This window comes from Ramlibacter alkalitolerans (assembly GCF_016722765.1).
Lineage (GTDB): Bacteria > Pseudomonadota > Gammaproteobacteria > Burkholderiales > Burkholderiaceae_C > Ramlibacter > Ramlibacter alkalitolerans.
Genome location: NZ_JAEQND010000013.1, coordinates 128,864 through 155,184, shown reverse-complemented (window position 1 = coordinate 155,184; position 26,321 = coordinate 128,864). Strand labels below are relative to the sequence as shown.

The 26,321-nt window shown below is 64.7% G+C and carries 24 protein-coding genes; 15 read left to right on the top strand and 9 right to left on the bottom strand.

Annotated features, from left to right (window positions below):
• The first annotated feature begins 111 nt into the window (after positions 1-111).
• The 3 genes from JI746_RS22165 to JI746_RS22155 all read left to right on the top strand — a co-directional run bounded on the left by JI746_RS22165 (position 112) and on the right by JI746_RS22155 (position 1,904).
• On the top strand, positions 112-441 hold the full coding sequence (locus tag JI746_RS22165; protein ID WP_330893055.1) for a helix-turn-helix transcriptional regulator: 330 nt from the start codon (positions 112-114) through the stop codon (positions 439-441).
• A 10-nt stretch (positions 442-451) separates the two neighbouring features.
• On the top strand, positions 452-775 hold the full coding sequence (locus JI746_RS22160) for a hypothetical protein (protein WP_201692460.1): 324 nt from the start codon (positions 452-454) through the stop codon (positions 773-775).
• Between the two features lie 79 nt (positions 776-854).
• Positions 855-1,904, top strand: a complete 1,050-nt coding sequence (locus JI746_RS22155; protein WP_201692459.1) for a hypothetical protein — start codon at positions 855-857, stop codon at positions 1,902-1,904.
• Positions 1,905-1,924: 20 nt separating this feature from the next.
• Here JI746_RS22155 and JI746_RS22150 read toward each other — a convergent pair whose 3' ends face one another.
• The gene (locus JI746_RS22150) at positions 1,925-2,665 is read right to left on the bottom strand and encodes a YkgJ family cysteine cluster protein (protein ID WP_201692458.1); all 741 of its coding nucleotides are present in this window, start codon (positions 2,663-2,665) and stop codon (positions 1,925-1,927) included.
• Positions 2,666-2,760: 95 nt separating this feature from the next.
• On the opposite strand from JI746_RS22150, the gene JI746_RS22145 reads away from it, so the two are divergent.
• Positions 2,761-3,429, top strand: coding sequence for a sigma-70 family RNA polymerase sigma factor (locus tag JI746_RS22145; protein WP_201692457.1), 669 nt, complete (start codon positions 2,761-2,763; stop codon positions 3,427-3,429).
• A 70-nt stretch (positions 3,430-3,499) separates the two neighbouring features.
• On the opposite strand, the gene JI746_RS22140 is transcribed toward JI746_RS22145, so the two are convergent.
• From JI746_RS22140 to JI746_RS22130, 3 genes are all read right to left on the bottom strand, one after another.
• Positions 3,500-5,797, bottom strand: a complete 2,298-nt coding sequence (locus JI746_RS22140) for a hypothetical protein (RefSeq protein ID WP_201692456.1) — start codon at positions 5,795-5,797, stop codon at positions 3,500-3,502.
• A 64-nt stretch (positions 5,798-5,861) separates the two neighbouring features.
• Positions 5,862-7,430 carry a hypothetical protein gene (locus JI746_RS22135; protein WP_201692455.1) on the bottom strand — a complete coding sequence of 523 codons (1,569 nt, stop codon included), beginning with the start codon at positions 7,428-7,430 and terminating at the stop codon, positions 5,862-5,864.
• Positions 7,427-8,884, bottom strand: a complete 1,458-nt coding sequence (locus JI746_RS22130) for an AAA family ATPase (RefSeq protein WP_201692454.1) — start codon at positions 8,882-8,884, stop codon at positions 7,427-7,429. The genes JI746_RS22135 and JI746_RS22130 overlap by 4 nt, the downstream gene beginning before the upstream one ends.
• A 142-nt stretch (positions 8,885-9,026) precedes the next feature.
• Between JI746_RS22130 and JI746_RS22125 the strand changes: the two genes are divergently transcribed.
• Positions 9,027-9,251, top strand: coding sequence for a hypothetical protein (locus tag JI746_RS22125; protein ID WP_236600039.1), 225 nt, complete (start codon positions 9,027-9,029; stop codon positions 9,249-9,251).
• A 72-nt stretch (positions 9,252-9,323) separates the two neighbouring features.
• Here the strand turns inward: JI746_RS22125 and JI746_RS22120 are convergent, their stop codons facing one another.
• The 3 genes from JI746_RS22120 to JI746_RS22110 form a co-directional block, all read right to left on the bottom strand.
• Positions 9,324-10,460 (bottom strand): GIY-YIG nuclease family protein, encoded by a 1,137-nt coding sequence (locus JI746_RS22120; protein WP_201692452.1) that lies wholly within the window; start codon positions 10,458-10,460, stop codon positions 9,324-9,326.
• A gap of 775 nt (positions 10,461-11,235) precedes the next feature.
• Positions 11,236-13,257: a hypothetical protein gene (locus JI746_RS22115; protein ID WP_201692451.1), complete on the bottom strand. Its 2,022-nt coding sequence runs from the start codon at positions 13,255-13,257 to the stop codon at positions 11,236-11,238.
• 52 nt (positions 13,258-13,309) lie between these two features.
• Positions 13,310-15,313, bottom strand: coding sequence for a hypothetical protein (locus JI746_RS22110; protein WP_201692450.1), 2,004 nt, complete (start codon positions 15,311-15,313; stop codon positions 13,310-13,312).
• 154 nt (positions 15,314-15,467) lie between these two features.
• On the opposite strand from JI746_RS22110, the gene JI746_RS22105 reads away from it, so the two are divergent.
• Together JI746_RS22105 and JI746_RS22100 are read left to right on the top strand one after the other, a co-directional pair.
• A complete protein-coding gene (locus tag JI746_RS22105) occupies positions 15,468-16,541 on the top strand; it encodes a hypothetical protein (protein ID WP_201692449.1) in 1,074 nt (357 codons plus the stop codon).
• A 43-nt stretch (positions 16,542-16,584) separates the two neighbouring features.
• A complete protein-coding gene (locus JI746_RS22100; protein WP_201692448.1) occupies positions 16,585-17,205 on the top strand; it encodes an NYN domain-containing protein in 621 nt (206 codons plus the stop codon).
• 40 nt (positions 17,206-17,245) lie between these two features.
• On the opposite strand, the gene JI746_RS22095 is transcribed toward JI746_RS22100, so the two are convergent.
• The gene (locus tag JI746_RS22095) at positions 17,246-17,620 is read right to left on the bottom strand and encodes a hypothetical protein (protein ID WP_201692447.1); all 375 of its coding nucleotides are present in this window, start codon (positions 17,618-17,620) and stop codon (positions 17,246-17,248) included.
• A gap of 58 nt (positions 17,621-17,678) precedes the next feature.
• Between JI746_RS22095 and JI746_RS22090 the strand changes: the two genes are divergently transcribed.
• From JI746_RS22090 to JI746_RS22055, 8 genes are all read left to right on the top strand, one after another.
• A complete protein-coding gene (locus JI746_RS22090; RefSeq protein WP_201692446.1) occupies positions 17,679-18,653 on the top strand; it encodes a hypothetical protein in 975 nt (324 codons plus the stop codon).
• A gap of 50 nt (positions 18,654-18,703) precedes the next feature.
• Complete coding sequence (gene recJ / locus JI746_RS22085; protein ID WP_201692445.1) at positions 18,704-20,428, top strand: single-stranded-DNA-specific exonuclease RecJ; 1,725 nt, start codon at positions 18,704-18,706, stop codon at positions 20,426-20,428.
• A 410-nt stretch (positions 20,429-20,838) separates the two neighbouring features.
• On the top strand, positions 20,839-21,291 hold the full coding sequence (locus JI746_RS22080; protein WP_201692444.1) for a site-2 protease family protein: 453 nt from the start codon (positions 20,839-20,841) through the stop codon (positions 21,289-21,291).
• Complete coding sequence (locus JI746_RS22075) at positions 21,276-21,458, top strand: hypothetical protein (protein WP_201692443.1); 183 nt, start codon at positions 21,276-21,278, stop codon at positions 21,456-21,458. Before JI746_RS22080 ends, JI746_RS22075 begins: the two co-directional genes overlap by 16 nt.
• Before the next feature lie 36 nt (positions 21,459-21,494).
• Positions 21,495-22,100, top strand: a complete 606-nt coding sequence (locus JI746_RS22070) for a sigma-70 family RNA polymerase sigma factor (RefSeq protein WP_201692442.1) — start codon at positions 21,495-21,497, stop codon at positions 22,098-22,100.
• 78 nt (positions 22,101-22,178) lie between these two features.
• Positions 22,179-23,408: a hypothetical protein gene (locus JI746_RS22065; RefSeq protein WP_201692441.1), complete on the top strand. Its 1,230-nt coding sequence runs from the start codon at positions 22,179-22,181 to the stop codon at positions 23,406-23,408.
• 150 nt (positions 23,409-23,558) lie between these two features.
• On the top strand, positions 23,559-24,692 hold the full coding sequence (locus tag JI746_RS22060) for a hypothetical protein (RefSeq protein WP_201692440.1): 1,134 nt from the start codon (positions 23,559-23,561) through the stop codon (positions 24,690-24,692).
• Between the two features lie 101 nt (positions 24,693-24,793).
• Complete coding sequence (locus JI746_RS22055) at positions 24,794-25,408, top strand: lytic transglycosylase domain-containing protein (RefSeq protein ID WP_201692439.1); 615 nt, start codon at positions 24,794-24,796, stop codon at positions 25,406-25,408.
• Between the two features lie 45 nt (positions 25,409-25,453).
• Here the strand turns inward: JI746_RS22055 and JI746_RS22050 are convergent, their stop codons facing one another.
• A complete protein-coding gene (locus JI746_RS22050) occupies positions 25,454-25,954 on the bottom strand; it encodes a hypothetical protein (protein ID WP_201692438.1) in 501 nt (166 codons plus the stop codon).
• Positions 25,955-26,321 lie beyond the last annotated feature (367 nt).

The window sequence follows — 26,321 nt, the reverse complement described above, 5'->3', positions numbered from 1 at the left end:
CGCGCGGGCCTTCTTCTGCCCTGTTTTGCCAGGAATTACCAAGGTTTTGCCAATTTGCCGCGGCCCTAGGAATGCTCAATCTTTTGACGTAAAGTACCGAAATCGGCTCCAATGCACAGAATGTTGGACTTTGGCCTCGCAACTGCGGACGAGATTTGCAGCGAACTCGGAAGCCGCCTTAGGGCGGTTCGACTGTCGCTAAACCTGCAGCAAGCTGACGTGGCTGCCAAGGCTGGCGTCTCGCGCGGCACCGTCAGCACGCTGGAGAACAAGGGCCAGAGCACGCTCGCCTCGTTCATACGCATCGTGTACGCCCTCGGCCTGGAAGACCAGCTGCAGGAGCTGTTCATCCTCAAGGCCCACTCCATCGCGGAGATGGAGCACAACGAGCGCGCCAAACGCAAGCGCGCACCGCGGCATCCGAAGCAGAGCAGCGTCTAGGATTCAGGCCATGTCCAGCGATTCACTCGACCTGCACCGCGCGCAGGACCTGCGCAGCCTGGAGCTGCATGTCGAAGCCGTCAAGGTGCTGCGCGAGCATCCGGAAAAGGTCTCCCGCGTCCTGCAGGTGCTGGACAACTGGGACCAACTGGGCGACTCGCATTCAAAGCCGCTGCGGGACGAGTGGCGCCGCATCATTGAAGGCAGGCACTGGGACGAAGCCCTGGCGGAGAACGACCGTGGCCAGCAGTTGCGGCAAGCCAGTCCGCTCGGGTTCCTTGTGGACCCGGCCGTGCGAGCGGAAATCCTCATGCGGTATCGGCGCAAGGGGTAGGTTCACAGGGTAGCCGACTGGACTGCCGGGGTAATGTGCTATAAAATAAGCACAACACCAACAGATAGACGGACTGACCTTGGCGGTTGACCACCACCTGGACCTCGCCCTTGCCACGGACGACCCCCGCGAATTTCTCTCCGAGCTGAAGGCCGCGCGCTGCGACTTCATCAAGCACCTGGAGACCGACCAGACTACTGCGTTCAACCTGCTGGAAGGCATGCTGGCCGCCTCGTCATGCAGCCCGCGCCGGCGTATGGCGCTGGAAGCCAGCGTCTGGCCGCTGCTGGACAAGCCAGCGCTCCCTCAAAGCAGCGAAGACACGCCTGCCCAGATGCTGTGGCTCTTCGTCGTGCCCTTCGTGGTCGTCCTGGAAAGCAGCGCGCTGGGGCGCCGGCTGCTCCTGACGGACGCCCAGATTGACACCAAGGAGCTGCTGCAGCACGTCCAGCAGTTCTACCCCTTCCGATTCGACCGCGGCGCGGCCGCGCACAAGCTCAGCGGGTTCACCGGGCTGGTGCGGCGTTCAGACCTTCAGACGTACGGCCCGCTCACCTTGTCGCGCATGTTTGCCGACGCTGAGGCGAACCGTCCAAGCGGCTCGCCCATCGCCATGCCGTTCGTGCTGGACGAGGCCTACCCAGCAGGGCGGGCCGTGACCGTTTATGCGCTGTGTGCGGCTCGGATGCCGCAGGAAGACATGCCGGACTTCGACTGCATAACGCCGGAACTCGAGCAGGCAAGGGCGTGCGAAGACTTGGCGGCTGCGGCCCTGGAACGCGCCGGGCTGCCCGTGGAGCGCGTCAGCGTCCTGGCGCCCGCCCGCATGAGCGCGTGCCTGAGCACGTGCGCCGGGCCGGCCCTCGAGGAACTCAAAGAACATCTGCGGCTTGCGCGAGAGCTGCTGGGCCGCGGGCTCGCCGTTTCCGCCACGGTTCCAGCTCCCGGCTACTTCGAACTTCATGCACGCCAGGCCGACGGCCAGCACCTTGCGATTGCCGCGCCCATGCGGTACATCGAGCCGGACGTGGACCTGCACCAGGCACTGAGACTCGCTTGTGAACTCCAGGGCCTTGCCTTCGAGGGCCTGCGCTTCCCGGACATCGCCAGAACCGGCACGCTGCATTGACCGCCGCGGCAGGCGGGTGCCTAGAACTCGACGCCGCCTGTCTCGTCACGGTCCCGCACTCCCGGGAAGGTGACCTTCCCGTCCTTCCAACGACGCGCCGAGGCCTTGTTGTCCAGCGCTTCCAGAACCGCCGTCGCCAGCTCGTAGCGGCGGTGGTCAAAGCCTGCTTGGCGCTGCGCCACAGCGCTCGCTGCCATGAGGCCTTCTGCCGTTCCGATGACCGCAGCGCTTTGCGGGAGCATGTCCGGCGCCGCCGGGTCGTTGAACGTCGTGATGCAGGGCTGCACGTCGTAGGAGTGGTGCTTGCGGCAGGCAGAAGGGCGCACCGCATAGATGCCGCACGTGTTTTCTGGCGTCAGGAAGGCGCACTCCACGTTCGTGGCCAGGTGCTCTTCGACGGAGAGCTGCGCGATGCGCTGTGCATTCGCCATCAACCGCTGTCGCGCGCGGTCACGGACAGCCGCAGGCTGCGCCTGCAGGTGCTCCGCGATGGCCAAGGCCTCGGGCGCGTACACATAGACGTGGTAGTGGCAGCAATAGGCACATCCCGCCCTGCACGCGAGCGCCTGTCCCTCATCTAGGGGTGCCGCGACCAGGGCCTGCTCCATGCGCCGGTAGAAGTTGACCTGGTGCACGAGCGGCGTTGCCCGCCCAGAACGCACGTCCCGCAGCTGCGCGAGCTGGCGCGGCACTTCCTGCTCGAGGTGCTGCTGCGCGAACGCATCTCGCACCTGTGTCGGGTCCCAGTCCTGCTCTCCCATCCCCGCATTTTGCCTGCGCTGGCGCAAGCAGCACCGTCTAACAGGTGCGGTCGCTATAGGTCTCAACAACACCAACTCAAAGAAGTGAGACAAGCATGAACGCCGCCGCCCAACCCCTTGAAGTCCTCGCCGAGCGCACCTCGGGCGAGAAGGGGCTTGCCACCCCTGTTGCCGAATACGAACGGCAGCTGCAGCTCTTTGCCGCCCGCGGCACTCCTGCGTGGGACGACGCCCGTGCCCAGCTGGTCGAGAGCGTGCGTGGCTTGGTGCACAAGCTGGCTCGCACGTACGTGCAGCCAGGCGTCGTGTCCTACGAAGACATGGTGCAGGCCGGTTTCGAGGGCGTGCTGAACGCGCTGGAAATGTTCGACCCGACCCGCGGGTACCGCTTCACGTCCTACGCTGGCACCTCGGCGCGCAACCAGATGGCCATCGCTTGCGGCTATGGCCGGCCCGACCTGCAGGTGCCCATGCCGGTGGACGAGCACGGCGACCCGGTGGAATTCGCCGATGAAGGCCCCAGCGTGGAAGATGTCGTGCAGTCTCGCCGCGACGTGATGAGGGTGCGCCAGGTCCTGAGCATGATGAAGCCGCAGAACCGTCTCGCCCTTGTCCGCAAGTTCGGCATCGGCAACGGGCCCGAGTTCACGCGCGTGGAGATGATGTCCGAGTGGGGCAAGCGCAACCACGGCTCCATCACCTTCCGCCTAGGCGAGGCCTACAAGGAGTTCCGCACGCTCATGGCGTCGCCGGAACTGGCCTGAAACCAGCCCAAAAGCAAGAGCCGGTGAGTGCCTGAGCGCCCACCGGCTTTTTCGTGTTTGAGGCTTACGCTTAGCGCTCCGGCGCTACCCGCTTGGTCTTCTTCTCGGTGGCCTTCGCTGCCGCGAGTTGCGTCTGCCATTCTTCGAACTTCAGTTGCGCGAGCGGCGACAGCAGCACTTCCAGTGCACGCGGGCCCTGCATCGAGCGGCTCTGCACCGAGCGTTGCTTGCCCTTGAGGGACGGGTCAGCCAGGACGACCCGGCCATCCAGCTTCTTCAGGTCGTAGGTCTTGGCGGGCTGCCCCACGAACGTGACGGTTGCCTGTTTGCCATCCGCCGACAGGTCCATGCCTGCAATCTTCAGCGCCTTCGAATGTTCGACGGCCTTCCTCAGCTCGTACTTGCAAGCGTCCAGCACGTGCTCCTGCAGCAGCGGCGCCACGCCCGCCCGGAAGGCGGCGCGCTCCGCGGCCCGGTAGGTGGACGCTTCCGGGTTCGGGTCGAAGCCCAGGTGCTTCATGACCGCAGCAGGGTCGTCCACGAGCGCCGACGGCTCCAGGTTGTCACCCAGCTTCACCGCCACCAGAGAGGCAGTCTTGCTGTCACCTGGCCGGAACGCGAAATGCGCCACCTTCGCATCGGTGTCCAGGACCTCGAGCCAGCCCGTCCCGAGCTTGCGGGACCAGAACCACTTCTGCGCTTCGGCCAGGGCTGCGTCTTTGCTCGACTCCGTGAAAGCGAGCATGCCCTTGGCGGCACTCTCCAGCGTCTCAGGGGCATCGAACTTCCGGTAAAGCGTGGCGTTGCCCTCGTTCAGAGCGTACTGGAACGTCACCGTGCCGTTGTAGCTGACCAGCGGCACGCCATCACCCGGAAGCTGGAAGTTCAGGTCGATGCGCTTTGCGGGCTCCTCATGGTGGTCCAGATGCAGGACGTGCGACTGGTACGCCTTGCGCGCATAGCTCGGGTGCCCCGCGACCACGAGGTTCGGGCGGAAGCCTTCCTTCGCCGCTGCGCCCACCGCCGGGAGCAGGGCCTCGAGCGTGTTTGCCCATGGCGGCAGGGAATCGTTGAATCGCACGGCGGCAACGAAGGCCTTCACGGCTTCGTGCGGCGACAGCTTGGGCGTGCTGCTGATGTCGAACAGGTGGTTGTTGGCAACCAGTGGCTCCTTCGTGAGGTCCCCGAAGCCCTTTACCAAGTGCTCTGCGGCGTTCCGCTCAGGCGAAAAGCCCTCGGAAATGGCAGCCCACTGACGACCGTACGTGTTGCGCCCGCTGTCCGCAGGCTCGTTTGGGTACTCCAGGAAGGGAAGGACGCGGCCGTTCCAGGTCAGCGAGCCATGCCGGTCCAGGCAAAAGCGCAGCTGCAGACCGAGCACCTTGTCACCGTAGCTCTTGCGAATCTCAAGCGCCCGGTACCCATCGTCCCGATTGGCGCTGCTCGTGTCCACCTGCTTCACCGATATGGTCGTGTCCTCGCGCGAGGCTTTGCCTGCTTCGAGTGCGGCCGCGTTCCAGTGCACTTCGACCTCGTTGGACACGCTGTCCAAGTAGCGTGCTGCCTGCGCGAACGCGTCCTTCGCGTCGCACCGCAGGTAGATGTCGGTGTTTCGACCGGCGCCACCTTGAATCGACAGCTTCGGATTCTTGAGCTCGCCGGTGGCCTGGTCTCGGTGCAGGTAGAGGCTGCTGCGAAAGCCTGCGGCCTCTGCGCGCGTGAAAGTCACGCCGTAGCGCAGGTTGGACAGGTCGGCCGCCATGCTGAAGCCTTCCTTCTCGGCGCCGGCCTCGAGCTCTGTGGCGGCGGCAAGCATATTCAGGTTCACGCGGGTCGCCGGCGCACCTGCATCGAGTAGAGGAGCCAAGTACGGGCTGTCTGTGGCCAGGAACTCGTCCAGCATTTCGGGCTGCAGCTCCTTGATGCCTTCGCGCTTCTGATACACCTCGTAGACGCGGCGGCCGTAGCCGAAGTCGTTCTTCGTCGGCACGAAATTGCGCAACGAGCGCAGCGCCTGGTCGCCGGGCGTCGTCTCGAACAGTGAACCGAGCTTGCGGTGGATGGGATGGTCTTCTGGGAACTTTTGGTCAAGCAGCCGCAGGAACGGCGAGAGCGTCAGCGTTCCATCCGGCTGGATGCCAAAGTGCAGACCGAAGGAGCTCGCGACCGCGACCGGCTCCGTGACCTGGTTGCCGTCGTTGCCAGGGACGTTCACCGCCTTGTCGAACGTGCGCTTCACGTGCAGGTGCCCGTAACGGCCCGCCACGTGCGTGCTGACCTCAAAGCCCTGCGCTTCCAGCTTCGGCTGGATGTTCTCGCGGAAGGAGTCCAGCAGGAACTCGAGCTCGTCTTGTAGGGTGATGCTCACGGCGGTCTTTCGTGTCTGTTTTGAAGTCAGACCGGGGCAGGGCGCCCCGGTTTGCTATACACGGTCAGCGGCTCATGCCGGGCCGGACCTGCCGCGCGAAGTTCTTCTGCAGCGCGAACGCCAGGTCGGTCACGTTGGAGCGAATGAGCGACCGGTCGAAGTACTTCTGCAGGTTGGCCAGCGCGTCCACCGGACCGACATACAGGCCGGTGGTCGTGATGCCCTTCGCGTGCCAGCGGGCCTTGTTGATGGGGGTGTCGGCCAGCGCGGCGTCGGTGAACACCAGCGTCGCATCGGCGTCGCGCAGCAGCTTCTGGTTGGCCTCGAACGTGCGCTCCAGGCCTTCGGCACTCGGGCGGGCGAAGCAGTTGAGGACACCCTTTTCGTCCTTGAAGTCGTAGACCTCGAACTTCTCGGTCGTGGACGTGATGAGTTGCCCCTCGACATGGCCCTTGAGCGCGAGCAGGTGCAGGGCCGCAGCCATCGTGGTGGCGGCCTTCGCAGGCTCCCCGTCCATCGACCCGGAGCAGTCGACCACCATCACGAGCTTGAGCTTTTTCTTCTTCGGCAGCTCCTTGCGGCGGTAGGCCGGCTGGTTCGGGTCGACGATGGCGCGCCGGTTCAGGCGAGTCGTCGGGTCGGTGGTCGACACCAGCCGCTCGTTGCTCACCATCATCTTTTCGAGCAGGGCGGCAATCTTCTCGACTTCCTTCGGATTGATGTCCTGCGGGCGGTCGAGGAACTTGCCCTTCGTCTCGTCGGGAGCGCCTTTGCCGCGCCCACCGGGCATGGCGATGTCCTTGACGTCCTTGGAGTCGGCCAGGGCTTGTTCCAGGGCCTTTTCATCCCGCGCGAGTTGCGCTGCGGTCTGCAGCTCCCCGCGCTCGGAGAGCACGTTGCCGTCCTTCTCCTGCCCTTTTCCGTTCTTCGGCTTGCTGCCTTTGCCACCCTGGCCACCAGGCTCGCCCTGACCTTGACCCCGGTTGGCTTTCTGCCGGTCCGGCGTCTGCTCCTTGCTGAACTCCTCGACCCACTCCTTCAGGATGGGCCGCAGGTTCATCGTGCTCGGGCAGGCAACGATGCGGGCGTAGTAGTCCTGCACGCGAGCGAGCATCTTCGGGTCGGCGCACTCGACGTCAGGCGATTCGGCCTCGACCATCTTGTACAGGAGCGTGACTGGCTGGCCGCCGTCATCGACCGGCTCCGTGTAGAACGAACTCCAGTCGAACTTTGTGCCCATCACCTGGCGATGGACGTGCTCGATGCGGGCGTCTTCCATCAGATTCAGCAAAGAGAAGTCCGCGCCTGCGGCTTCGCACATGCTGTTCATCGCCGGGAAGTTGCGCACCGTGTGCTCCGCGTGCGCGAGCTCGTGGTGCATCAGCGCCTTGTAGAAGCGGATGTGGTCCTTGTCCGTCAGGTCAGGGCGCTCACGGTCGAAGGGCAGCACCTGGTCCCCGATGAAAATCAGGTGCTCGTTGTTCGCGAACGTCCAGCACGCCGTGTTGAAGTTCTTGCGGATGCGAGGGCTCAGCGGCTTGTCCAGGAAGACGTCCGCCATGAGGCGCTCCACCAGGACCTCGTTCACCGCTTTGGCGATGAGCGGGTCGGCGAAGTGGTGGACGCGACTCATCGCGAGGCCCCTTGGGACTTCGCTGCCGCTTTTGCACGGCCGCCGGCGAAGCAGCTCTCCACCAGCCGGTTGATGGACTCCACTTGCTCCGGCAGCGGGACCGCGTTGGTGTCGCGGGCGACCCAGAGAAGTGCCTGTCCCTTGAGGCCGGCCTTCACGTCGTTCGGGCAGCCCGGCGACGCGTAGGTGAAAGCACGCACCAGGGTACGCATCGAGGGCTCGCGCTCCAGCTGGCCTTGCGAGAACAGGGCCTTGGCCTTCTGGAAGAACTCGATGGTCGGTTCCACGGCGCCCTGCAGGTTCTTGGCCATCGCTTCCTTCGTCAGCACCGCACGGATGCTGTCGATGGTGGATTCCTTGCGCAGCGGGATGAAGCGCTCCGCCACCGCGGCGTCGATTTCGTCCACCGCGTAGCCTTGGCCGGAGTTGGTCGTGGCCACCACGCACAGGTTCTTCACCGGGGCGGCGATGGTCTCGTCCTGGCCCACACCATCCTTGATGTCAACGATGCGGTTCGTCGACAGCTTGTAGGTGCCGTCGGAGTCCGGGGAGAGGGCGGTCAGCAGCACCGAGAGCTGACGCTGCGGGATGCGCAGCAGCTCGTCGAGCAGGAGAACGACCTTCTCGCCGGCGGCCGCCTTGCGGAAGGCCTGGGCCAGCTTGCCGTCCTTCCACACGGTCTTTCCGTCACCGGCGGGAGCGTAGTAGCCCAGAAGGTCCTGCGCCTCGATGGACTCATGGCCGGCCATTTCGACCAGGGCGTAGCCGCCCTGGCGGGCGAACTCGCGCGCCTCGTAGGTCTTGCCTGTGCCGCGCTCGCCCTCGTACAGCACGGGGATGTTGAACGCCAGCTTGGCCAGCGACATTTCACCGGACTGCTCCTGACCCTGCTCGGGGGCCGACATGCGCTCCCAGGCGGCTTCCAGGTTGGTCCACAGGTCGCGGCCATGCTCGTTCAGCACCTTGTTCGTGTGCTTGCAAAGCTTCGGCTCCGCGCCGGCGCGCGTCGGCTTGTACGCCTGCCAGAACCAGCAACCGGAGTCCACCGCGGTGGCGCCCACCTGGTCATTGATGGACTTGCGCAGCGTTGCGCGCTTGTCGTCGCCCATGGCGAACGAGGCATCGCGCAGGGCTTCGTCGATGAGTTCCTGCGCGTTCTCCGCGCGGCCGTCCAGGATGCTGTCGCCGCACTTGAAGTGGATTTCCTTGCCGTCGAAGCAGGCGAGGACGTGGTGGTCCTTGCCGGAGCCGCCGGAGCCGCTGTCGACCACCTGGTAGCAGCTGGCCATCACGAGCGTCGGCTTGTCGCGGCTCGGGTCGGCAGGGTCCTTCAGGTCGGCATGGAGCAGCACCATCGGCTGGTTTTCGAAGAGCGCGGAGACGACCTTGCAGGTCGCCGTCTTTTCGTCGCGCTTGCCTTTTTCGAGGAAAGTCTCGAAGGTGGTGAAATCCATGGACGGTGCTCCAGAAGGGAATAGGTTTTCCCCTTTCAGACCGCAGCGGCCGCCCCAGATTTGATATACATCCCGGCGCGGCGGCACGTTTTCGCCGGTCGTGTGTCTAACCGGCACCGACCACCAACCGCGCTACCCCGCAATGAAAATCACCGGCTTTCCCCCTGAAATGATGACCCCCGCTGCGGTGGCCAAGATTCAGTTGGCCTTCGCCGGCAACGGCATGAGCGCCTTCTGGAGCGAGTCCAAGGAGCTGGTCGTGATGGCGGAGCACGCGGACATGAGCCTCGAGCAGGTGATGCGCGCCAAGAGCTCCAAGGACGGATTCCCTTGGGTGCTGCGCGAAATCCTCAGCCGCGTGGAATAGCCTGGCGGCGAGCGCCTTCCCTGCGAACAGAAACCGGGCCCATGTGGTCCGGTTCTGCTTTGTGCGGCGGGTTCAGCGCCCCAGGTCCTTCTGTTTCGGCTTCTTCGACGCGGATGTCGGCTGTTTGCGCACGAACAGCACGTCGATGGGCACCATCTCGCAGTACGCCTTGATGGGGGAGCGCAGCTCCGCCTCGATGCATTCGAGCACCTCGGGCTTGATACCCCGGTGCTGCCGTGGCCTGGAAAGCTTCTCGTAGATGGCTTTTGTATTCAGCACCTGGCGCGACCAGGTGTCCATCAGCGATTCGAGCGTCGAGCGCTGCTTCAGCGCCTTGCCCATGTGGCTGTGAAGCACCTCGGTCAGATAGGGCAGGGCCGCGCGCACGGACGCGCCGCGCTTCTCGCCGGGCACGTTGGCATCCAGAATCTGCTTCACCTTGAAAGCAGACGAGTAGCCTGCGCGCTTGGCGATTTCCGCCGGGGACAGGCCAGAATCGGCCATGTTCAGGACGTACACCTGGCGCATCAGCGCGAACACGCCGTATTTGTTGACCGCCATGCGCAGGTCGCGCACGACGCGAGCAACTTCGTCGATGTCGCTGGTGCCGGCGCCACCGGACGTGCGGTTGTAGCCGAAGCCTTTGAGCCAGTAGCTGTTCGAGTCGCGGATGAAGTCCCGCTCCTTGGCGTTCAACTCCTCGCGGGCCGGCTCGCACTTCTCTTCCAGCCCACCTTCGCGGCCGTCCCAAACGACGTGCATCACCTGGACGGCAAAGCTCGGAAGCCCCAGCTTCCGAATGGCGGCGTACAGCGGATTGAACGTGTTGGCTTCGTCGTAGGCTTCCACCTGCTCGAGGTGGTCCTTGATGCGCATGTGAAAAGGCCGGCGGGTCTGCCCGATGTAGCACTGGCCAGTCTCGACGTTGGTGATTTTGTAGAGGCAGCCGAAGTACCCCAGCTCCTCTCCCGCCTTGGCGGTGAGCTGCAGCATGCTGTTCAGGCGCGCCATTTCCGGCCGGTGGCGGTTCGCGAGGTTGTGCAGGCTCCACACGTTGTTGTACGGGGAGTCACCGCGGTCCTTCATGAGGACGTTCTCGAACACCTGGCGCTTTTCATCCAGCGACAGGCTAGCTGCTTCCGGCCACAGCGGGCCGTGTTCCGCCGGCTTCGTGCCAGGCATGGGTGGGCGAGGAAATTCGTTTTCCATCGCGCATTTCGACAATCGAGAGCCCGAGGCATTTGCTATCCGCCCGGCCTGTTTTACGAACCCGTTGACTTAATGATGGAACTCAAACAACACGGGGCGGCTGGAAAACGAGGGGCCAAGCGGGCTGGCCGGGTTTTGGACGAACGGAGCGCAACGCTCCGGCAGCAACGCGGTCAGAAGACGGCAGCGCGTCCGGCGGCCTGGTGGAAGCCAGCACCGGATTGGCGCACCCGTTTCTATACGGGAACACTGGCACCCACGGGTGCCCTGCCGAAGAGGGGGGTAGACCACCGCGACCGGCAGTACACGCAGCAAGCGGGAACCCCAGGCTGCAGCCTGATGCGAACGGCACGAGGGCGGGGTGGCGGAGCGCGCATGCTCCGGAAAGTCGAGCCAACTCCTGTGCGATGCGACGCGACGCAGGAGACCCGAAACACCGGCGCCGAGGCTGGCGCACGCGTTTTTTCAGGGTATCGCCCACCAACCCAGCTCGTTTGGGTTGGGGAAGCTATACCCGGAAGAAAGTCCTGCCTTTGCAAGGCAGTCCTTTCAAAAACCAACCCGTACTCTGTCGTTTCAGGGAGCGCTCGGTGCGCGTAGCGCGCCTTGGCGGATTCTTTTTAGGAAGGCGCGCCCTGAGGGCGGAGTGCTACCGGCAGCCACGCGGCGTTGCCGCGATGACGCGCGAAGCAGGGCGGAGCCTTCCGGGACAGCTCGGCCCCACGGGAACGCCAGGCCGAAGGCCCTGCAGTTCCTTGGCCGGCAGGGGCGCGCTTCAGCGCTCCTGGTCTTTGGCCTTGGACTTCTTGGCGGCGGGCTCCTTCGCCTTGAGCGAATCCAGGCAGCCGCGTTTGTCGTACTCGGAGAGCACAGCAATCATCCCGTGCTGAACGCGTTTTCCGAGCAGGTCCAGCGGCGACGAAGCTCCGTTGTGTCGCATCGCGAGGTCGATGGAGTGGACGTCGAGGTGAGCCGCGATGGCCTGCTTCTTCTCGTCGTAGCGGATGAAGTTGTAGGTCACCCCGGCTTGGGCAACCTTCTTCGAGTAGTCCTTGCCATTGCAACCCGCCACTCGCACGTACACGGTCTTCGCGTCTGCGCTGCGTCCCACCACGGTGGCCTTCAGGTGCTCACCCCGTTTGGCCAGCAGGTCCAGCGCGGGGTGGCGGAGATGGTCGTTCACCTTCCAGAGCTCCACGCCTTGGTACTTCTGGAACGGGTCGAGAGCGTGCAGCACGTTGGGCGCCTTCTGGGCCAGTGCCTTGACAGCGTGCTCGTCGAAGCAGAAGCCCGGCGTCTTGCCGTCCTTGTTTTTCTCGGCCATGAGCTGCACCAGCTGCTCCTGCGAAAAGTGCCCTGCCGCGATGGCTACGGCTTGACGCGTTCCGCAGTGCAGGATGTTGCTGCCGTCGCTTGCGCGCTGGCTCGCCATCTCGGGGGTCACGAGCCGCAGCAGGCCGTCCGTGTATCCGGGGCCAATCGACTGCCCGGCATCGGGCCTTGCCGACAGCAGCTTGAACAGATTGTCGGTGTCGAAGCCCAGACGCCCGTGAAACTCGTTCAGCGGGCTGCCGCCCTCAATGGCGCGCAGCAGGTCGAACCGGTCTTCGTTCTTGGGCTGCACCGTGCCGTGGAGCACCAGCGACGGCGCACCGGGGCACTTGTTGAACGCTTCCACGACCTCGTGCGCGGGGTGGCCGTCCAGAGCTCGCTCGAAGTAGCGCTGCTGCGCGACGCGCGCGTCGCCCAGCGACGCCAGGTAGGTCAGCGCCGCCGGCGAGAGCTGCTCGATGTGAGCCGGCGTGACGGCGGAAAGATTGGACTTCATGGCGGTCTGCCACTCTTGCCGCTCGTACAGGTACGGGGCTGCGGCGAAGACGTCGAGGGCACGCACAGGGTCCGCGCGCAGCATGAAGCCAGCGACTGCATAGTCCTCAGACAGCGCGCCTTGAGAACCCAAGTGCCGCACCACCAGCTCCAGTTGGTTGCGTTTGTTCGCGGCCCAGACGTTCAATGCCTTGATTTCCTCGTAGTGCGGGGTCGAGGCGCGGCTCGGGCGGTCCCACGGCAGGGTCTCGCGCATCCACTGCACCAGGGCGCGCCGGGCGCCTTGGACGTCCTGGCACCACTGCGCCGGCGGCTCCCGCTGCAGCCCGTGCGCGTGAAGCGCGTGCACCGCAAGGTGAGCGCCGCTTTCAACGGTCGCGCCTGGCAGACGCTTCCAACCTGCCACGATGTCGCCCATCGGCATGTTGCCGGGCCTCAGCGTGAGTTTGGGCGACCTGTCGAAGTTGGAGCCAACCCAGAGCTCCTGCACATGCACTGGCTGTGCGCACAGCGCATCGAAGAAGTTCGGATGCGGGTGCAGGTCCAGCCAAACCTTGGCGCCGCCGATGTAGGGCAGGGCCTTTGCCATCGCGGTCTCGCTGCCGGTGTTCACCGCGCCGCGCAAGAACTCCTGAGTGGAGTTCAAGCTGGTGTCAATCTGGGCCAGCGCATCCATCGTTTGCGGGTGCGTTGCCGCAACCGCGATGTCGGTGAACAGCTTTTCGACCAGAGGGCTCACGACCAATTGCCGACCCGCGAGCTCTTCGAGGGGCTCCCCCGCCGGAAGCCCGGCGACAGCGAGCTTCAGGGCAGCCATGAGGCGCTGGGTCTGACCTTGGACGGTGTTGGCTTTGTCGAAGGCTACCGGCGCCGCGGCGGTGGTTTCTACGGCGCGCGCCGGAATCGGGGCGTCCGCGTCCACCACCGGCAGGGCTTCGATGTTCTGAAGAAGCTGGTCAAAGTCGTTCATGCGACTTCGACTGCAGCTGACCGGCCGGATTCGCTATACGGCAACCGTGCGCTCAGCGCTCCGCACCCTTCGATTTGGTCTTCTTCGGCTCCGGCGCGCGCAAGGAGTTCAGGTGCCCGCGGTTGTCGTACTCCTTCAGCACGCCGGCGAGAGCACGGTTCACTACCGCGTCCAGCAGTTCAGGGACGGTGGTCACGCCGTAGTGCGAGATGTCATGGTCGCTCATATGCCCGGCGTAGAACACCAGGACGTCCCGCTTGGCGTCGTATTGCAAGCGACCGCAGCAACCCTTCTCCCCCGTCTTTCGCGAGAAGTCCTTGCCGGCGCAGGACTGCACGCGCAAGTACACCTTGGAAGTGTCCGCCGAGCGGCCGATGATGTTGGCGCGCAGATGCTCGCCGGCCTTGGCCATGGCGTAGTGCGCTTCCGGCTTGAATTGCGGGCGAGCTTTCCAGAGCTCGTACGGCCCGGACTTCTGGAAGGGGTCGACGCCGCGAATGACTCCGCCAGGGCTGTTCGCATGCAGATGCGCGATGGTCGCCTCGGACATGGTGAACGGGGGCGTCGCGCCCCTGGCGTCCGGCTCATTCAGCAGGCGAACGAAGTCCTCGGCCGGCAGGGTCTTCATCACGTGCGCCACCACGAAGGGGCCCCCGTAATGCAGGACGTTGCGGCCGTCGCTCGTGTGTTCGAGCATCCGGTTGGCCGTAAAGTGCTTCTTCACGAACGGCAGCTCCACGTGCTCGTGCCAGCTGACCTCTCCCGCGTGGCGGAACAGACGCGCCATGTTGTCTGCGTCGAGGCGCAAAGAGCCATGCCAGCCATGATTGCCGGCGCACCGCGGGCGGGTGAGGGCGGCGTACAGTTTCGCCGTTTCAGTGGGGTCATCCGGCAGCGTGCCGTGCACCACCAACGCGGCGCTCAGCTCGTTGGCGTATGACATCACTGCGTTCGCGGCCCACGCGGGGCCGACAGCTCTCTCGAAGAGCTCCTGCGTATAAACGCGGCCGTCGCGCAGCTCCGCCAGGTAGCAGAGAACCTGCGGGGACGCAGCGTCGATGACATCCTGGCCAATGGTCGACAGGGCTTCCTTGACGCCCTTGTTCCAGGGGTCCGTGCGCAGGTGAGAGTGCCCGTCTGCGCAGAAGTACTCCAGCGTTCGCATCGTGTCTGCCCGCAGAAGGAACGGGACCAGCCCGGTGCTGTGCTCCTCGATGGCTCCCGCGGGGCCGCGGAACCTGCCGGAAAGGTTCGACAGCACCAGGCCGAGCTGAGGGCGCTTGTTGCCGGCGATGACGTCCAGCACCCTCAGCTTCAGAAGGTACTTGCGCGCGTCGCCTTCGGGACGCTCCCACGGCGGGAGCTCACGCATCCACGGCACCACGACCGCGCGGGCCTCGTGCACCTGACGGGCCCAGGCCTCGTCCGGCATCGTCTCGAAGGCACGGGAGTGCAGGGAATTGCCCGCCAATCGCGCAGCCGACTCCACGCTCGTCCAGCCCAGGTCCTTCCACGCCGCGAGCAGTTCGCCCATCGGCATCTTGGCCGCGTCGAGGATGACCGAGGGATTCGTCTGGCCCACGGCCAGCAACCAGTTGGCTTGGACTTCCGTGGGTTGCGCGCGCAGCGAGGCGAAGAAGTTGGGGCCCGGCTCCATGTGCCGCGCGGCACCGCCCATCAGGGAAATCAGCGGCAGGGCCTCGGCGAGCGCGGGCGCGCAGTCGTGCCGCACGGCGGCGACCAGGTAGTCCACGTTGCTCGCCTTGAACGAAGCATCCAGCTTCGCGAGCTCCGCCAGCGAATCAGCGGTATTGCATGCGGACAAGGCTTCCTTGAACGCTTCCTGCACCAGGTCGGAGACGAGCAACTTGCGGCCTTCGAACTCCAGCAGTTCGACTTCGGCCGACTCGCCGGCGCGGAAGGCCGCTGCGGCCGCTTTCAGCCGCATCACCTGGCCGTCGATGGTGTGAATCGGGGGCACCGCCACCGGTGCGGGCTTGGCCGGCGCCGGGACGAGTTCGTCATCAACGATGGGCAGCTCTTCGAGGTTGAACATGGAGCTCTCGGGCAGGGCGTAGAGCAAATTTGACCCTCGCCGACGCCCCCGATTCGCTATACGGCGAGCCCGGGGACGCTAAAGCTACCGGCGACGCCTGCGCCCGGAGCACGCGGGGCGTATAGCGAATTTCACGTAGCACTCGCCTGTCTAGTTGGAGACCACCTTCATCTCCAACGCAATGACCGACAGCTGCTGCGGCGCCGATTTCAACGCCGACTCCCTCGACGGGGAGTACGTTCCGCCCGCCCACGAGCCCACAGTGCCGCCCCGTGCACGCGGCTGGCACCTGCACGAGCCCTTCGACGTCACCGACCCGTGCTTCGAGTACGTCTACCCGCTCGATGGCGGCGACGGAGCAGAGCTCGCCCAGGCGCTCTCGCTTTGCCGAACTGCCGACAAGGGCTGGACCGCGACCGTGACGCTTGACGTCGCGGCGGAAGAGGGCTCAGGCACGCCGCGAACCCTCACCACCCAGCGCGCGGATACCGCTTCAACTGCATTCAACGACGCGCTGCGTCTGGCAGAAGGCCAGCTCGCTGGCTACGCGCGCGACCGGAAGGCACGGGCGCAGCAAATCCTCGCCGACGCGGAGCTGTGCGCCCACCTTGTGGCCGAAGCCGTCCTTGCACATTGCCGGCTTTGGGCCGAAAGCGGTCGCCCCGAAACATTCGTTCTTAAGCCGCGCTGCCTGGCCGACGCGTGCTTCGCGTGTGGCGTGGAGCGCGAACCCCTCAACGGCGCATCGCTCGTGGAGCAGGGAATCGCCTGCCGCGCGGAACCGCTGCTCAAGGACGCCTATCGGGCTTTCAGCCGCCTCACCTCGCGCGAGGCCGCACTGTTCCATGGCCACGTCATCGACCGCCAGCTTCCGGGCAACTGGGTGCTCACCGCGGGACTCATCGACGGCGTGGTTGCGCCCACGGCACTCGAATTCAGTCGGCATGTGCGGGAGCCCGCCGTCGACCAGACGCTGCGCATGACGCCCTGCGCAACGGGCTACGAGGTCAGCGTGCTCACGGACGGCATGCCAACGCCGGCAGTAGAGCCGTGCGTCGCGGCAAGCGCCCACGCAGCCCTCAGCGCGGGCCGAACTCTCGCCGACCGACTCGTTTCCGGGACCGCTGGACGTCTTCGCCGCCAAGGCGACCTGGCGCAACCCACCCAGCACCCAAAGACATCACCAAAGCCGGCACCCCTGCGCGGCCGCGGTGAGAACCGAGGCTGAACCTCGGTAGCTACACGAACGCATAAACACTCACGGAGACAACGTGGACCACGCAACTCGCAAGAACGTAATCTTTGTCGATTACCAGAACTTCTATCACGGCCTGCATCAGCACCATGGCGTGAAACCCTTCCGCGTCAACATGCTGAACCTGCTCAAGGAACGCGTCTACGAAGCCGGCATCAAGGACGCCGAGGTTCGCGTCTACACAGGCATTCCCGACGCGGAGACGGACCCGCAGGGCTTTACCACGATGACGCGCTTCTGCGACTGGCTGCGGCATAACGGCGCCAAGGTCTGGACCAACACGCTGCGCTACCACCAGGGTGAAGACGGCAAGCTGCACGCAACCGAAAAGGGCGCGGACGTGCGCCTCGCGTGCGAACTCGTCGCGCTGGCCATGGCCGGCAGACTCGAGCATGCGGTCATCGTCAGCGCGGACCAGGACCTGAACCAGTCCGTGAAGGTGGCCAAGGAATCCATTCGGGAGCTGGGCCTCGCACCCGTGTGCTTCCACTCCGTCAAGCTCAGCGAAATGAGCCGCGGCATCGACGGCACCAACTGGATGTGCCTGGACAAGGACCTCGTGGAAAAGCACATCGTGCAGCGCACCGAGGAACACGCCAAGAAGCAGGAGAAGCAGGCGCGCGACTGCGGCCGCTAAACTGCGCGGGCTCAGCTATATTTATAGCACGCGCCGCTCGCTACTGGCTGATTCCGTCGTAGTTTCGCGACTTGAGCTTCAGCCTCACTGGACCCCGCATCAGGTATCTCGCGAAGTCGACCGCCGCCGCCTGCCGGTCCTTGGGCTTCGTGAGGCTCGCCGGCAGCTGAATCGTCAGCTGCTCGTCGACCACCGAGACTTCCACGAGAGGGCGCCCGACCGGGGAAAACGCCTCGCAATGCAGTTCGCGCTGTGACCGGCTAACCAAGCGCTGGGTGGGCTCTTCCAGGTGCACGCGGATGCGCGCGCAGAACTCCCTCGTCAAGGGAACGGGCGGCAGCCGCTCGAGGTATTCCAGGGATTCGCGAAGCATGTCCAAGGTCGCGCGATGCTTGTCGTCATCGGAGAAGTCCATTCCGGGATTGTCTTCTTCTAAGCGGCCACAGAACCGGCTGGCAGCTGTCAAAACCAGGATGTTCCCCGCTTCCCCGATTCTTTCAGCCAAACTCGAAGGTATCAGCCCGTCCGGGCGGGTGCAGCGTTGGCGCATCTTTGACGACAAGGACCGGGACTGCACGAACAAGGTCTTCCAGAAGTCCTCGCTGCCCAAGGCGCTTCCCGTGTGGGCCCGCATGACGCCATCGGGTCAGCTTCAACTGAGCTCGCGGCAGCTCAAGCCCCATCAGCTGCTGGACGTCTTCATGCAGCACGGCTACGCCCCCATCCTCGAAGAAGAGGGCGAGGTGGCGCTCGGACTGCCGGATGCCGGTGGCCAGCACCAGCGGCGAGCGCTGTACGAAGTGGTCGCCGACGACCGCAGCGCCGAGAAGTGGAAGGCCCTCGCGGAACTCTGGCGCATTCCGCTGCCGCAGTTCCTGGGCCCCAACCCCCGCACGAACAGCCTGCAACCCGACGCATTCGACCAGGAGCACGACTGGAGACTTGCGCGTCCAGCGCTCACGACGGCCGTTCTGCTGCCGGGCCAAGACTGCATTGCGGCCCTCGGCACCTTGCAAGGACCAGGGAGCCCGGAAGGCATGACCTGCCTGCTGGTCGAGGGACTCACCCCCATCGGGGTGCTCTATCGCAATGAGTTCGGCGTCGATTCGCTGATGCTCGCGCCGTCCCACCAAGGCAGGGGCCTGAGCGCCGACTTCCTGCTGCTGGCACTGCGCCTGCGCGCTGAGCGCTGCCTGCAGGAAAAGCCGTTTGTGCACAGCGTGCTGGACCGGCCGGTGCTGTTCGAGGGCGGCGGATTCACGGAAGCAGGCCTGGCCGCATGCAAGGCGGCGCACCGGCTTGCGGTGGAGCGCGCCGTGGAGCGCGGAGAGGCGGTACCGGCCACGGTTCTGTCCGACTACCCGCAGTTCCAGAGCGAAGTCAGAACGTGGGGCGCAAGCACCTTTCCCCGGGGAAAGGCCGACTCCGGCACTTTGGCGGGCCTCTGATACCTACATTAAATGTAGCACTTGCGCTAGAATGAGCGCACGGACGCCCAATGAAAATCACACGCCGCCACGTTCCCGAAGCAGCCGCCAAGAAACTCGTTGCCGAGGGTGTGCCCCCGTTCCTCGCCAGCATCTACGCTGCCCGCGGGGTTACGGACGTTGCGGAAGTCCAGGCCGGACTCGAACACGTGTTGCCGCACACCGGCATGAAGAACGTGGGCGAGATGGCCAACATCCTGGCGGACGCCATCGTCCGCGGTGACCGGCTGCTGGTGATTGCGGACTACGACTGCGACGGCGCGACTGCGTGCTCGGTCATGATGCAGGGACTGCAGGTGCTTGGAGCCAATGTCGGATTCCTGGTGCCGGACCGGATGGTGCACGGCTACGGCCTGACGCCATCCATCGTCGATGAAGCCGCCAAGCTCGAAGAGCGTCCGCGCTACATCATCACGGTGGACAACGGCATTTCCAGCGTGGACGGCGTTGCTGCGGCGAACGCGCTGGGCATCGACGTGCTCGTCACCGACCACCACCTGCCAGGCAAGGTGCTGCCGGCCGCGCGCTGCATCGTCAACCCGAACCAGGACGGCTGCTCCTTCGAGAGCAAGCCCATCGCCGGCGTTGGCGTCGCCTTCTACGTGGTGTGGGCCCTCACCGAAGAACTCACCGACCGCGGGCTCGAACCCTTGGAGCCCGATTTCCGAATCGAGCACCTGCTGCCGTACGTTGCGCTGGGCACCGTCGCGGACGTCGTTGGCCTGGACCGGAACAACCGTGCCTTGGTCGCAACCGGGCTGGAGCTGATTCGTGCAGGCCAGTGCCCTGTGGGCATTGGCGCGCTCGCTCGCGCCGCGGGACGCGACCCCAAGAAGCTCTCCACTGCCGACATCGGATTCGGCATCGGTCCGCGCATCAACGCGGCAGGCCGGCTGCAGAACATGACCACGGGCATCCAGTGCCTCACCAGCCCGGAGCTGTATCGCGCGACCGAGCTGGCCGCCCAACTGGATGGAATCAACGACGAGCGCCGCGCGCTTCAGGAAAACATGATTTCCGAGGCCGTGAAGCTCATTGTGGAGCGCGCCGACGTGGACGCCTGGAGCATCGCCGTGTACGGGGCGAACTGGCACGAGGGGGTCGTCGGCATCGTGGCGGGTCGCGTGAAGGAGACGCTGTATCGCCCCACTTTCGTTCTTACGCAGGCGCAGGACGGGAACGTGAAGGGCTCCGGCCGCTCGATTCCGGGCTTCCACTTGAAGCACGCCCTCGACCTGATTGCCGTTCGCCATCCCGGGCTGCTCCTGAAGTACGGTGGGCACGCCATGGCCGCGGGCCTGACCCTGCGCGCGGACGGCGTGGAAACCTTCCAGGAAGCCTTGGAAACCGTCTGCCGGGAGCAGCTCACCGAGGACCTTCTCGACCAAGTGCTGGCCACTGACGGCGAGCTCCGGCCCCAGGACCTGTGCGTCGACAACGCGCACCTGCTGCGCACCCTGGTGTGGGGGCAGGGGTTCCCGGAGCCGGTGTTCACCGGAGAATTCGACGTCCAGGACGCCCGGCCGATGGGCAAGGACCGCGCACACCTGAAGCTCACATTGCAGGTTGGCCCGAACCACCGCGTCAATGCGGTCAAGTTCTTCCACAAGGGCGCCACGCCGGCACGGGTGCGCATTGCCTACAAGCTCGCGGTGAACGACTGGGGCGGCAAGGAAAGCCTTCAGCTGGTGATTGACCACCTAGAAGTCCTCGAGGAGCTGCGGCTAGCCGCCTGACACCACCGAAGCCGAATGCGCTGCGGGGTTCTCGGTCTAAGCCGGGAGCCCCGTTTTTCGTTTCGTAAGGCAGGTTCCACGGCTTCGCGCTTGGCGCGATAGGGAGCCTCGTATGCGGCCGCCGCCTTGAGCGGCCATTGTCCTTTGTGCGCAACGCACGAAGCGGACGGTCGTGACCGTCCGAAAGGGCCGGCAGGGTGCTGCTGCGCGGCACGAACCCGATACCAAAGAATTCTTTTCGGCGCCAAAGAAGGCGTTCTTCAGTTCCGGCGGGGCTTAGCACCGTTTTGCGCACGTGTTCGCTATACGAAGTGAACACGAGCCAGACCACTACTGGGAGTGTTCAAAACGGCACTGACAGTTGCTAACGAAACTGTCAGAGGTGTAAAATGCACTGGTTGTTTCGTTGAATGTTGAATCTCCTCACCGCCACTGTCATCACGTTCGCAGCCTTCCTGGCCCTTATTGCAATTCACGAATTTGCCCACGCAGCAGCTGCCACCCATCACGGGCTGGTCGTCAAGCGAATCAAGGCCGGCAACGGCTGGGGCCTGAATTTCACGTTGGGTGGTGTCGACCACCGACTGGGATGGTTTCCGTGGTCCGGTCAGTGCCTGATTGAAGGCCTTGACCGTGCCCCTGCAAAGACCCGGCTGGTTACCGCCGCGGCAGGTCCGGCAGCTTCGGCTGCGACCGCAGCCGCCCTGTACCTGGCCTACCTGGCAGGAGATGCGGAGTTGATGTTGAGCCTGAGCGCCTCGTCGCTGATGTTCGCCGGGTTCAACCTGCTGCCAATCCGTGGGCTGGATGGGCACGTGATGCTGAAAGCCTGGAGAGAAAGAAAGACATGCGGAAGTACCTGAACCCCGTCGCGCTCGCCGTAGACATCGCACTGTTCGTCGTGCGGGTCACGGTGCTGCCGATTATCGAATACGGCCTGTTCCTGTGTGGACTGGCCGTCGGGGTCGTCGCGGGCCTCGCGAAAAGGTGCTTCACGGCTGCTTTCGGCGCGAAAACCGACGCAGCCTAAACCCGAACATTCCAGAACAACACGAGACAAGAAACAATGACTGCCGCAATCACCGCTGCCACCGAACCCGCCGTCAAGCCGGACTTCAACAAGCTGTGCCGCGACACGATGCCGCGCCTGAAGTGGCTCGCAATGAAGTACATGCGCAACGACGAAGAAGCCGAGGACGTGCTGCAGGACGCACTGATGAAGGCGTACAAGGCCTGGGACCGGTTCCGCGGCGACGCTTCGTTCACCACCTGGATGTACCGCATCGTCACCAACGTGGCGCTCAACCGCCTGCAGCAAATGAATCGCCAGTCCCGTGTCGTCATCGCCGCCTCGGCCGTGGCTGTGGACGAGAACGGTGACGAGCCCGGCCAGAGCTGGGTCGAAACCGCGTGCCACATGGACACGCCTGAAGCCATCCTGCAGGCCAAGGAAACGCAGGAGATGATGGCCCGCACCCTGTCGCAGCTGCAATCCGAGCTGCCGGCCCTGCATGAGGCCTTCATGGGCCACACGGTCGAACACCGCAGCTACGTCGAGATGGCGGAAGAGGCCGAACTCCCCATCGGCACCATGCGTTCCCGCGTTCACCGCGCCAAGGAAGCCCTCAAGCGCGCGCACCTCGCCGCCGTTGGCGAGGACTATCTGAGCTGAATCCCGTACAGGCAGTAGATGTTGGGCAGTGAGCACGGTCTAAAGACCGTGTTCCCCTTTCTGAAAAAGGAATAGCCCATGCTGGATGCAATCTCTGTCGGCAGCGACCTGGGCAACCGCCTCGTGGAAGAGGCCGCGCCGGCCACCGCCGCACCCACGACGCTGCCCGAAGCCGTCGAAGCCGCGCCTGTCGAAGCGGCGAGCGCCGGGCCGTACATCGAGGAGTTCCGCACCCTCAAGCACCCGACGGTAGCCGCCCAGATGGTCTTCGTGACCGGGCAGGAGAAGCCGTTCGTCATCCCGCTGAAGCTTCTCGCGCAGGAGATGGAGCGCTTCGAGCCGTTGCGGCAGCTGAACGTCGGCGACAGCGCCCCCGTAGGGCTGCTGCGCGAGGCGCACAAGGAAGCGCTGCGCTTCTTCCCTGAAATCCCGCAGGTGCCTACCCGCTCCGCCGAGGAGATGGAGCGCGGTGAAAAGGCCCTGGAGCAAATCCGCGCCGAGAAGGACGCCCGCGAAAAGGCTCGGCGTGAGGCGCTCGAGGAAGCCAAGGGCCTGGACGCCAAGATGGCGGCCCAACGGCTCAAGGAAGCAATCGACCGCCTCGACCAAGGCAAGCTCAAGGGCTTCGGGCTCCTTGGCCAGCTGCTTACCGCCTTCCAGGAAGGCCGCATTGACGGTCTCCTCGCCGCGGAGCGAATCAAGAGCGGCGTGGCGAAGGCCGCTGATGCTACTGTGGCGGTGGCCTCTACCGTCGCGCGCGGGGCAGGGACGGCCACAGCGCTGACGGGCCGAGTCGCGTCGACAGTGCTGCGCAAACCCGGTGCTGCCAAGCAGGAGCTCGCGGACCCCCACGCAGCGCTCGACACTCTGGTGCAAAAGAGCATGCTCGAGCGCGTGGAGTTCTTCAATACCCTGGGTGAGGGCGGCAAGACGCAGTTCAACGCGGAACTGAAGTTCCTCACCCCGGACGACAAGGGCGCGTGCCTGGTCATCAAGGACGCCGAGGGCAAGAACATCAGCAAAGACGTGGCCAAGGCGAACAAGGCTGAATACAACGCATCGCTCGATGCGGTCACCCTCAAGGGACGCGCTTTCCTGCGCGGCCCGCAGGACCAGGTGGTCAAGCTGGTGGTTCCGGCGCTGCAGAAAGCCGGGCACGAGCGCCCGAGCGTGAGCTACTTCAGCATGCTCACCCCGGACTTCGCCGCCGCGTATCGGCAGCACGCCGCAACCGAGACCGCGAAGGCCGCGAAGGCTGCAGGCCCGAAGCTGAAGGACAAGTCTCCGGAGCGCGGCGCAGAGCGCTAAGCGATTGCACGCGGAAGGCAAACTTCCGTATAGCAAATAGCCGCGCACGAGAGGGCTCTAAAGAGAAATCTTGGAGCCCTTTTCGCTGCGCGCGTCGCATTTAAACCGGGGTTCCTACACGGGACATTCAGTGTCCGAAACGGAGCCCTCGTGTCGACCGACCTGCTGTATTGCGTCACCGGCGTCAAGCCCGCGCCTTCCAACCCGGCGTACGGCTACATCCATGTTGCAGAAAGCGACGAGCGTTTCTTCGTCACGGCCGAACGCCTGGCCAAGGAGCGCCTGGTCGAAGAGCCCCGGCTGGTCGAGCGCGCCGAGCTGCTGGAGTGGAAGGCTGAAGCCTCGCAGCACTACCGCGAGTGGAAGGCCGGCCCGCAGGTCACCATCTCCAGCCTGGTCGTGAACAAGTCCGATGACCGCTACACGACGGTCTGGCTCACGGGCTGCGCCAAGCCGCTGTCGCTGCACAAGGACGTGCTCGCGCGAGCCGAATACGCCAGCCTGAAGCTGCAAGAGGGTGCTTGCGTGCCCAAGGCGCTCCTGGACAAGGCCGCCTACGACTCGAGCATCTTCTACAAGGACCCGAAGAAGAAGGGCGCGACCTACGGTGAAGTCGAGTGGGCCAAAGAGAACTACCGCATCGAGCGCACCGAGGACCTCATTTGCTCCTGGTTCCCCGAAGGCACGCTGGAATTCACCCGCATTGGCAAGGGCGCCGGCGAGCTGGAGTTCTACGACAAGACGACCGTGGAAGGGAACAAGGAAATCGGGCTGCCGGACATCCTCGTCACCTGCAAGGGCACCGGCAAGAGCGTGATGCTCGAGTCCACGGGCGGCGACTTTCTGGGCAAGTCCGACTCCTTCCACCTGCGCGAGGACACCAAGGAGAAGATTCCCGGGACCGACCGCAACAGGTACGGTGAGTTCTGGGTGCGCCCCGACAAGATTGGCTACATGCGCCGTCACCCCGAGACCGCGGTGTACCTCGCCTTCCACTACGCCAACGAGCAGCTCAACACCACGCCCGGTGAAGACGGCAAGCCCAAGGTGGTGCCGCCGGCCAGCCGCGGCCGCGAGCTCTTTGCCTTCGTCAGGCCCGACATCGGCAAGGAATACGCCGCGCAAGACTGGAAGAACAACGCCAAGGGCATGAGCGAGCGCTTCGTCGCCTTCTTCCAGAAGGACCCGGAGTTCTACACGTCCGAGCAGTTCAAGAAGGCGCTGGCTGCGGACCTGGGCCTGGAGCCCCGCCAGGCCGCCAAAGAGCGCGCGCTGGAGCGCTAAGCCGCCCTTTCTGGCCACATATCAAGGTGGCCGTTGTCAAACGAGGGTATCTCTCTTCCCTGGAGCGCCCTTGAATGATTGATGTCGGCATGTGGACGCCCATGATGCAGCAGTGCGCCCCCGACGTCGGGACGCAGACGCTCGCTGCCATCATGCGGGTCGAATCCAACGGAAACCCGTTCTCCATCCTGGACAACGGGCCCGCGCACTTGCCGTACTCGCAGCGCAAAAAGTACCTGAAGACCTACGCCCCGAAAAGCAAGCCTGAAGCCATCGCAGTGGCGAAGTACCTGCTGCAGCACGGCAGGCTGCTGGACCTGGGCCTCATGCAAATCAACTCGCGCAACGTGGAGCGCCTGGGGCTCACCCTGGAGCAGGTGTTCGACCCCTGCATGAACATCAAGACGGGCGCCCATATCCTGAAGGAGAACTACGCCGTCGCGAAGGCGCAGTTCGGGGATGGACAAAAGGCACTGCGGCACGCGCTGAGCATGTACAACACCGGTTCGCTTTACGCCGGGGCCGAGTATGTCGACAAAATCGTGCGCGCCGCGGGGGTGAAGGACGGCAGCTCCATCCTCAACTCCGGCGGCACGAGGAAATACGCTGCGGCCGCCAGCGTTCCCGCCACCCAGCCGCGCACCGGTTTCGCGCAACGCGCCACCGTCACCGGCGTCAATCCGTACACGGCGCCGGCAACCGTTCAGTGGAAATGAAAACTGCCCGGTGATGCACCGAGCAGAAGAGCAGGCCCCAGCGGTTCAGAAGCCGTTGTTGTGGTCGAAGCTGCAGCAACCGTTGTCCCACGGGGAACCGAAGTCCATCGGGCTGCCGCATTCGAGGGTGTGGCTGGTCGGAGAGCTGTCGTGCATCGACGAGAAGGCGTCGCCGCAGACGTCGATGGCCCCGCCGAGAGCTGAGCCGACGCTGCTGAACATGTCGCACACGCCCGACAGAAAGCCGCCTTCAGGCTTACCCAGGCTGTCTGCCAGGTCACTGCCGAAGGGGTTGCCTCGCACATCCACGAAGTCATTGAGCATCGGCAGCCCCGTGGCCGGGTTCACCAGGTGCAGGGGTGTCGCCGTGGAGCTCGAGGCGCCAGTGCCGTGGCGGTCCGACAGCCACTCGTCGTCATCCGAGTACTGGCCGTCGTAGGACGGGCAGTTCCGGTTGCGCCAGTCTTCGAACGCGTTGATTTTGTCTCCGACGTTCGCTGCCGCGTTGTACAGCGCTCGGCCGATGTCTTTCAGAAGGGCCAGCATCGTTATTCCATTATGCTATTTTTAAGGCTCTGTCACCGAATCGTGTTGGTGGGGTTGGCCGAAAACGCTGCAATGCCGCGCCCAGCCTCGTTCTGCACGGGCTCTGCGTGGGGCGGCGCCGTCAGAGGGGACCAACACAGATTTGTGACAGAGCCATTTTTAATGCGTTCTTTGTTAGACATCTAGCACACACGTGCGTTCCGCGCCACTTCGCGAAAGTTGGAGCATTCGGACCTCGTGGTTGACGGTCGGTGTTTCCCGGCTCGTCGCCAATCCGGGATTACGCGTGGGGTTTCCGCGACGCGCAGACACCTACGTTGCAGGGGCCTTGCCCGAGCCGCTCCCCTCGGTGGACCGAGGAAAGGCA

Coding starts and splice junctions, on each gene's coding strand:
- JI746_RS22165 (WP_330893055.1), top strand. CDS start 112: ATGCACAGAATGTTGGACTTTGGCCTCGCAACTGCGGACGAGATTTGC.
- JI746_RS22160 (WP_201692460.1), top strand. CDS start 452: ATGTCCAGCGATTCACTCGACCTGCACCGCGCGCAGGACCTGCGCAGC.
- JI746_RS22150 (WP_201692458.1), bottom strand. CDS start 2,665: ATGGGAGAGCAGGACTGGGACCCGACACAGGTGCGAGATGCGTTCGCG.
- JI746_RS22145 (WP_201692457.1), top strand. CDS start 2,761: ATGAACGCCGCCGCCCAACCCCTTGAAGTCCTCGCCGAGCGCACCTCG.
- JI746_RS22135 (WP_201692455.1), bottom strand. CDS start 7,430: ATGAGTCGCGTCCACCACTTCGCCGACCCGCTCATCGCCAAAGCGGTG.
- JI746_RS22130 (WP_201692454.1), bottom strand. CDS start 8,884: ATGGATTTCACCACCTTCGAGACTTTCCTCGAAAAAGGCAAGCGCGAC.
- JI746_RS22125 (WP_236600039.1), top strand. CDS start 9,027: ATGAAAATCACCGGCTTTCCCCCTGAAATGATGACCCCCGCTGCGGTG.
- JI746_RS22120 (WP_201692452.1), bottom strand. CDS start 10,460: ATGGAAAACGAATTTCCTCGCCCACCCATGCCTGGCACGAAGCCGGCG.
- JI746_RS22115 (WP_201692451.1), bottom strand. CDS start 13,257: ATGAACGACTTTGACCAGCTTCTTCAGAACATCGAAGCCCTGCCGGTG.
- JI746_RS22110 (WP_201692450.1), bottom strand. CDS start 15,313: ATGTTCAACCTCGAAGAGCTGCCCATCGTTGATGACGAACTCGTCCCG.
- JI746_RS22095 (WP_201692447.1), bottom strand. CDS start 17,620: ATGGACTTCTCCGATGACGACAAGCATCGCGCGACCTTGGACATGCTT.
- JI746_RS22090 (WP_201692446.1), top strand. CDS start 17,679: ATGTTCCCCGCTTCCCCGATTCTTTCAGCCAAACTCGAAGGTATCAGC.
- recJ (WP_201692445.1), top strand. CDS start 18,704: ATGAAAATCACACGCCGCCACGTTCCCGAAGCAGCCGCCAAGAAACTC.
- JI746_RS22080 (WP_201692444.1), top strand. CDS start 20,839: ATGTTGAATCTCCTCACCGCCACTGTCATCACGTTCGCAGCCTTCCTG.
- JI746_RS22075 (WP_201692443.1), top strand. CDS start 21,276: ATGCGGAAGTACCTGAACCCCGTCGCGCTCGCCGTAGACATCGCACTG.
- JI746_RS22070 (WP_201692442.1), top strand. CDS start 21,495: ATGACTGCCGCAATCACCGCTGCCACCGAACCCGCCGTCAAGCCGGAC.
- JI746_RS22065 (WP_201692441.1), top strand. CDS start 22,179: ATGCTGGATGCAATCTCTGTCGGCAGCGACCTGGGCAACCGCCTCGTG.
- JI746_RS22055 (WP_201692439.1), top strand. CDS start 24,794: ATGATGCAGCAGTGCGCCCCCGACGTCGGGACGCAGACGCTCGCTGCC.
- JI746_RS22050 (WP_201692438.1), bottom strand. CDS start 25,954: ATGCTGGCCCTTCTGAAAGACATCGGCCGAGCGCTGTACAACGCGGCA.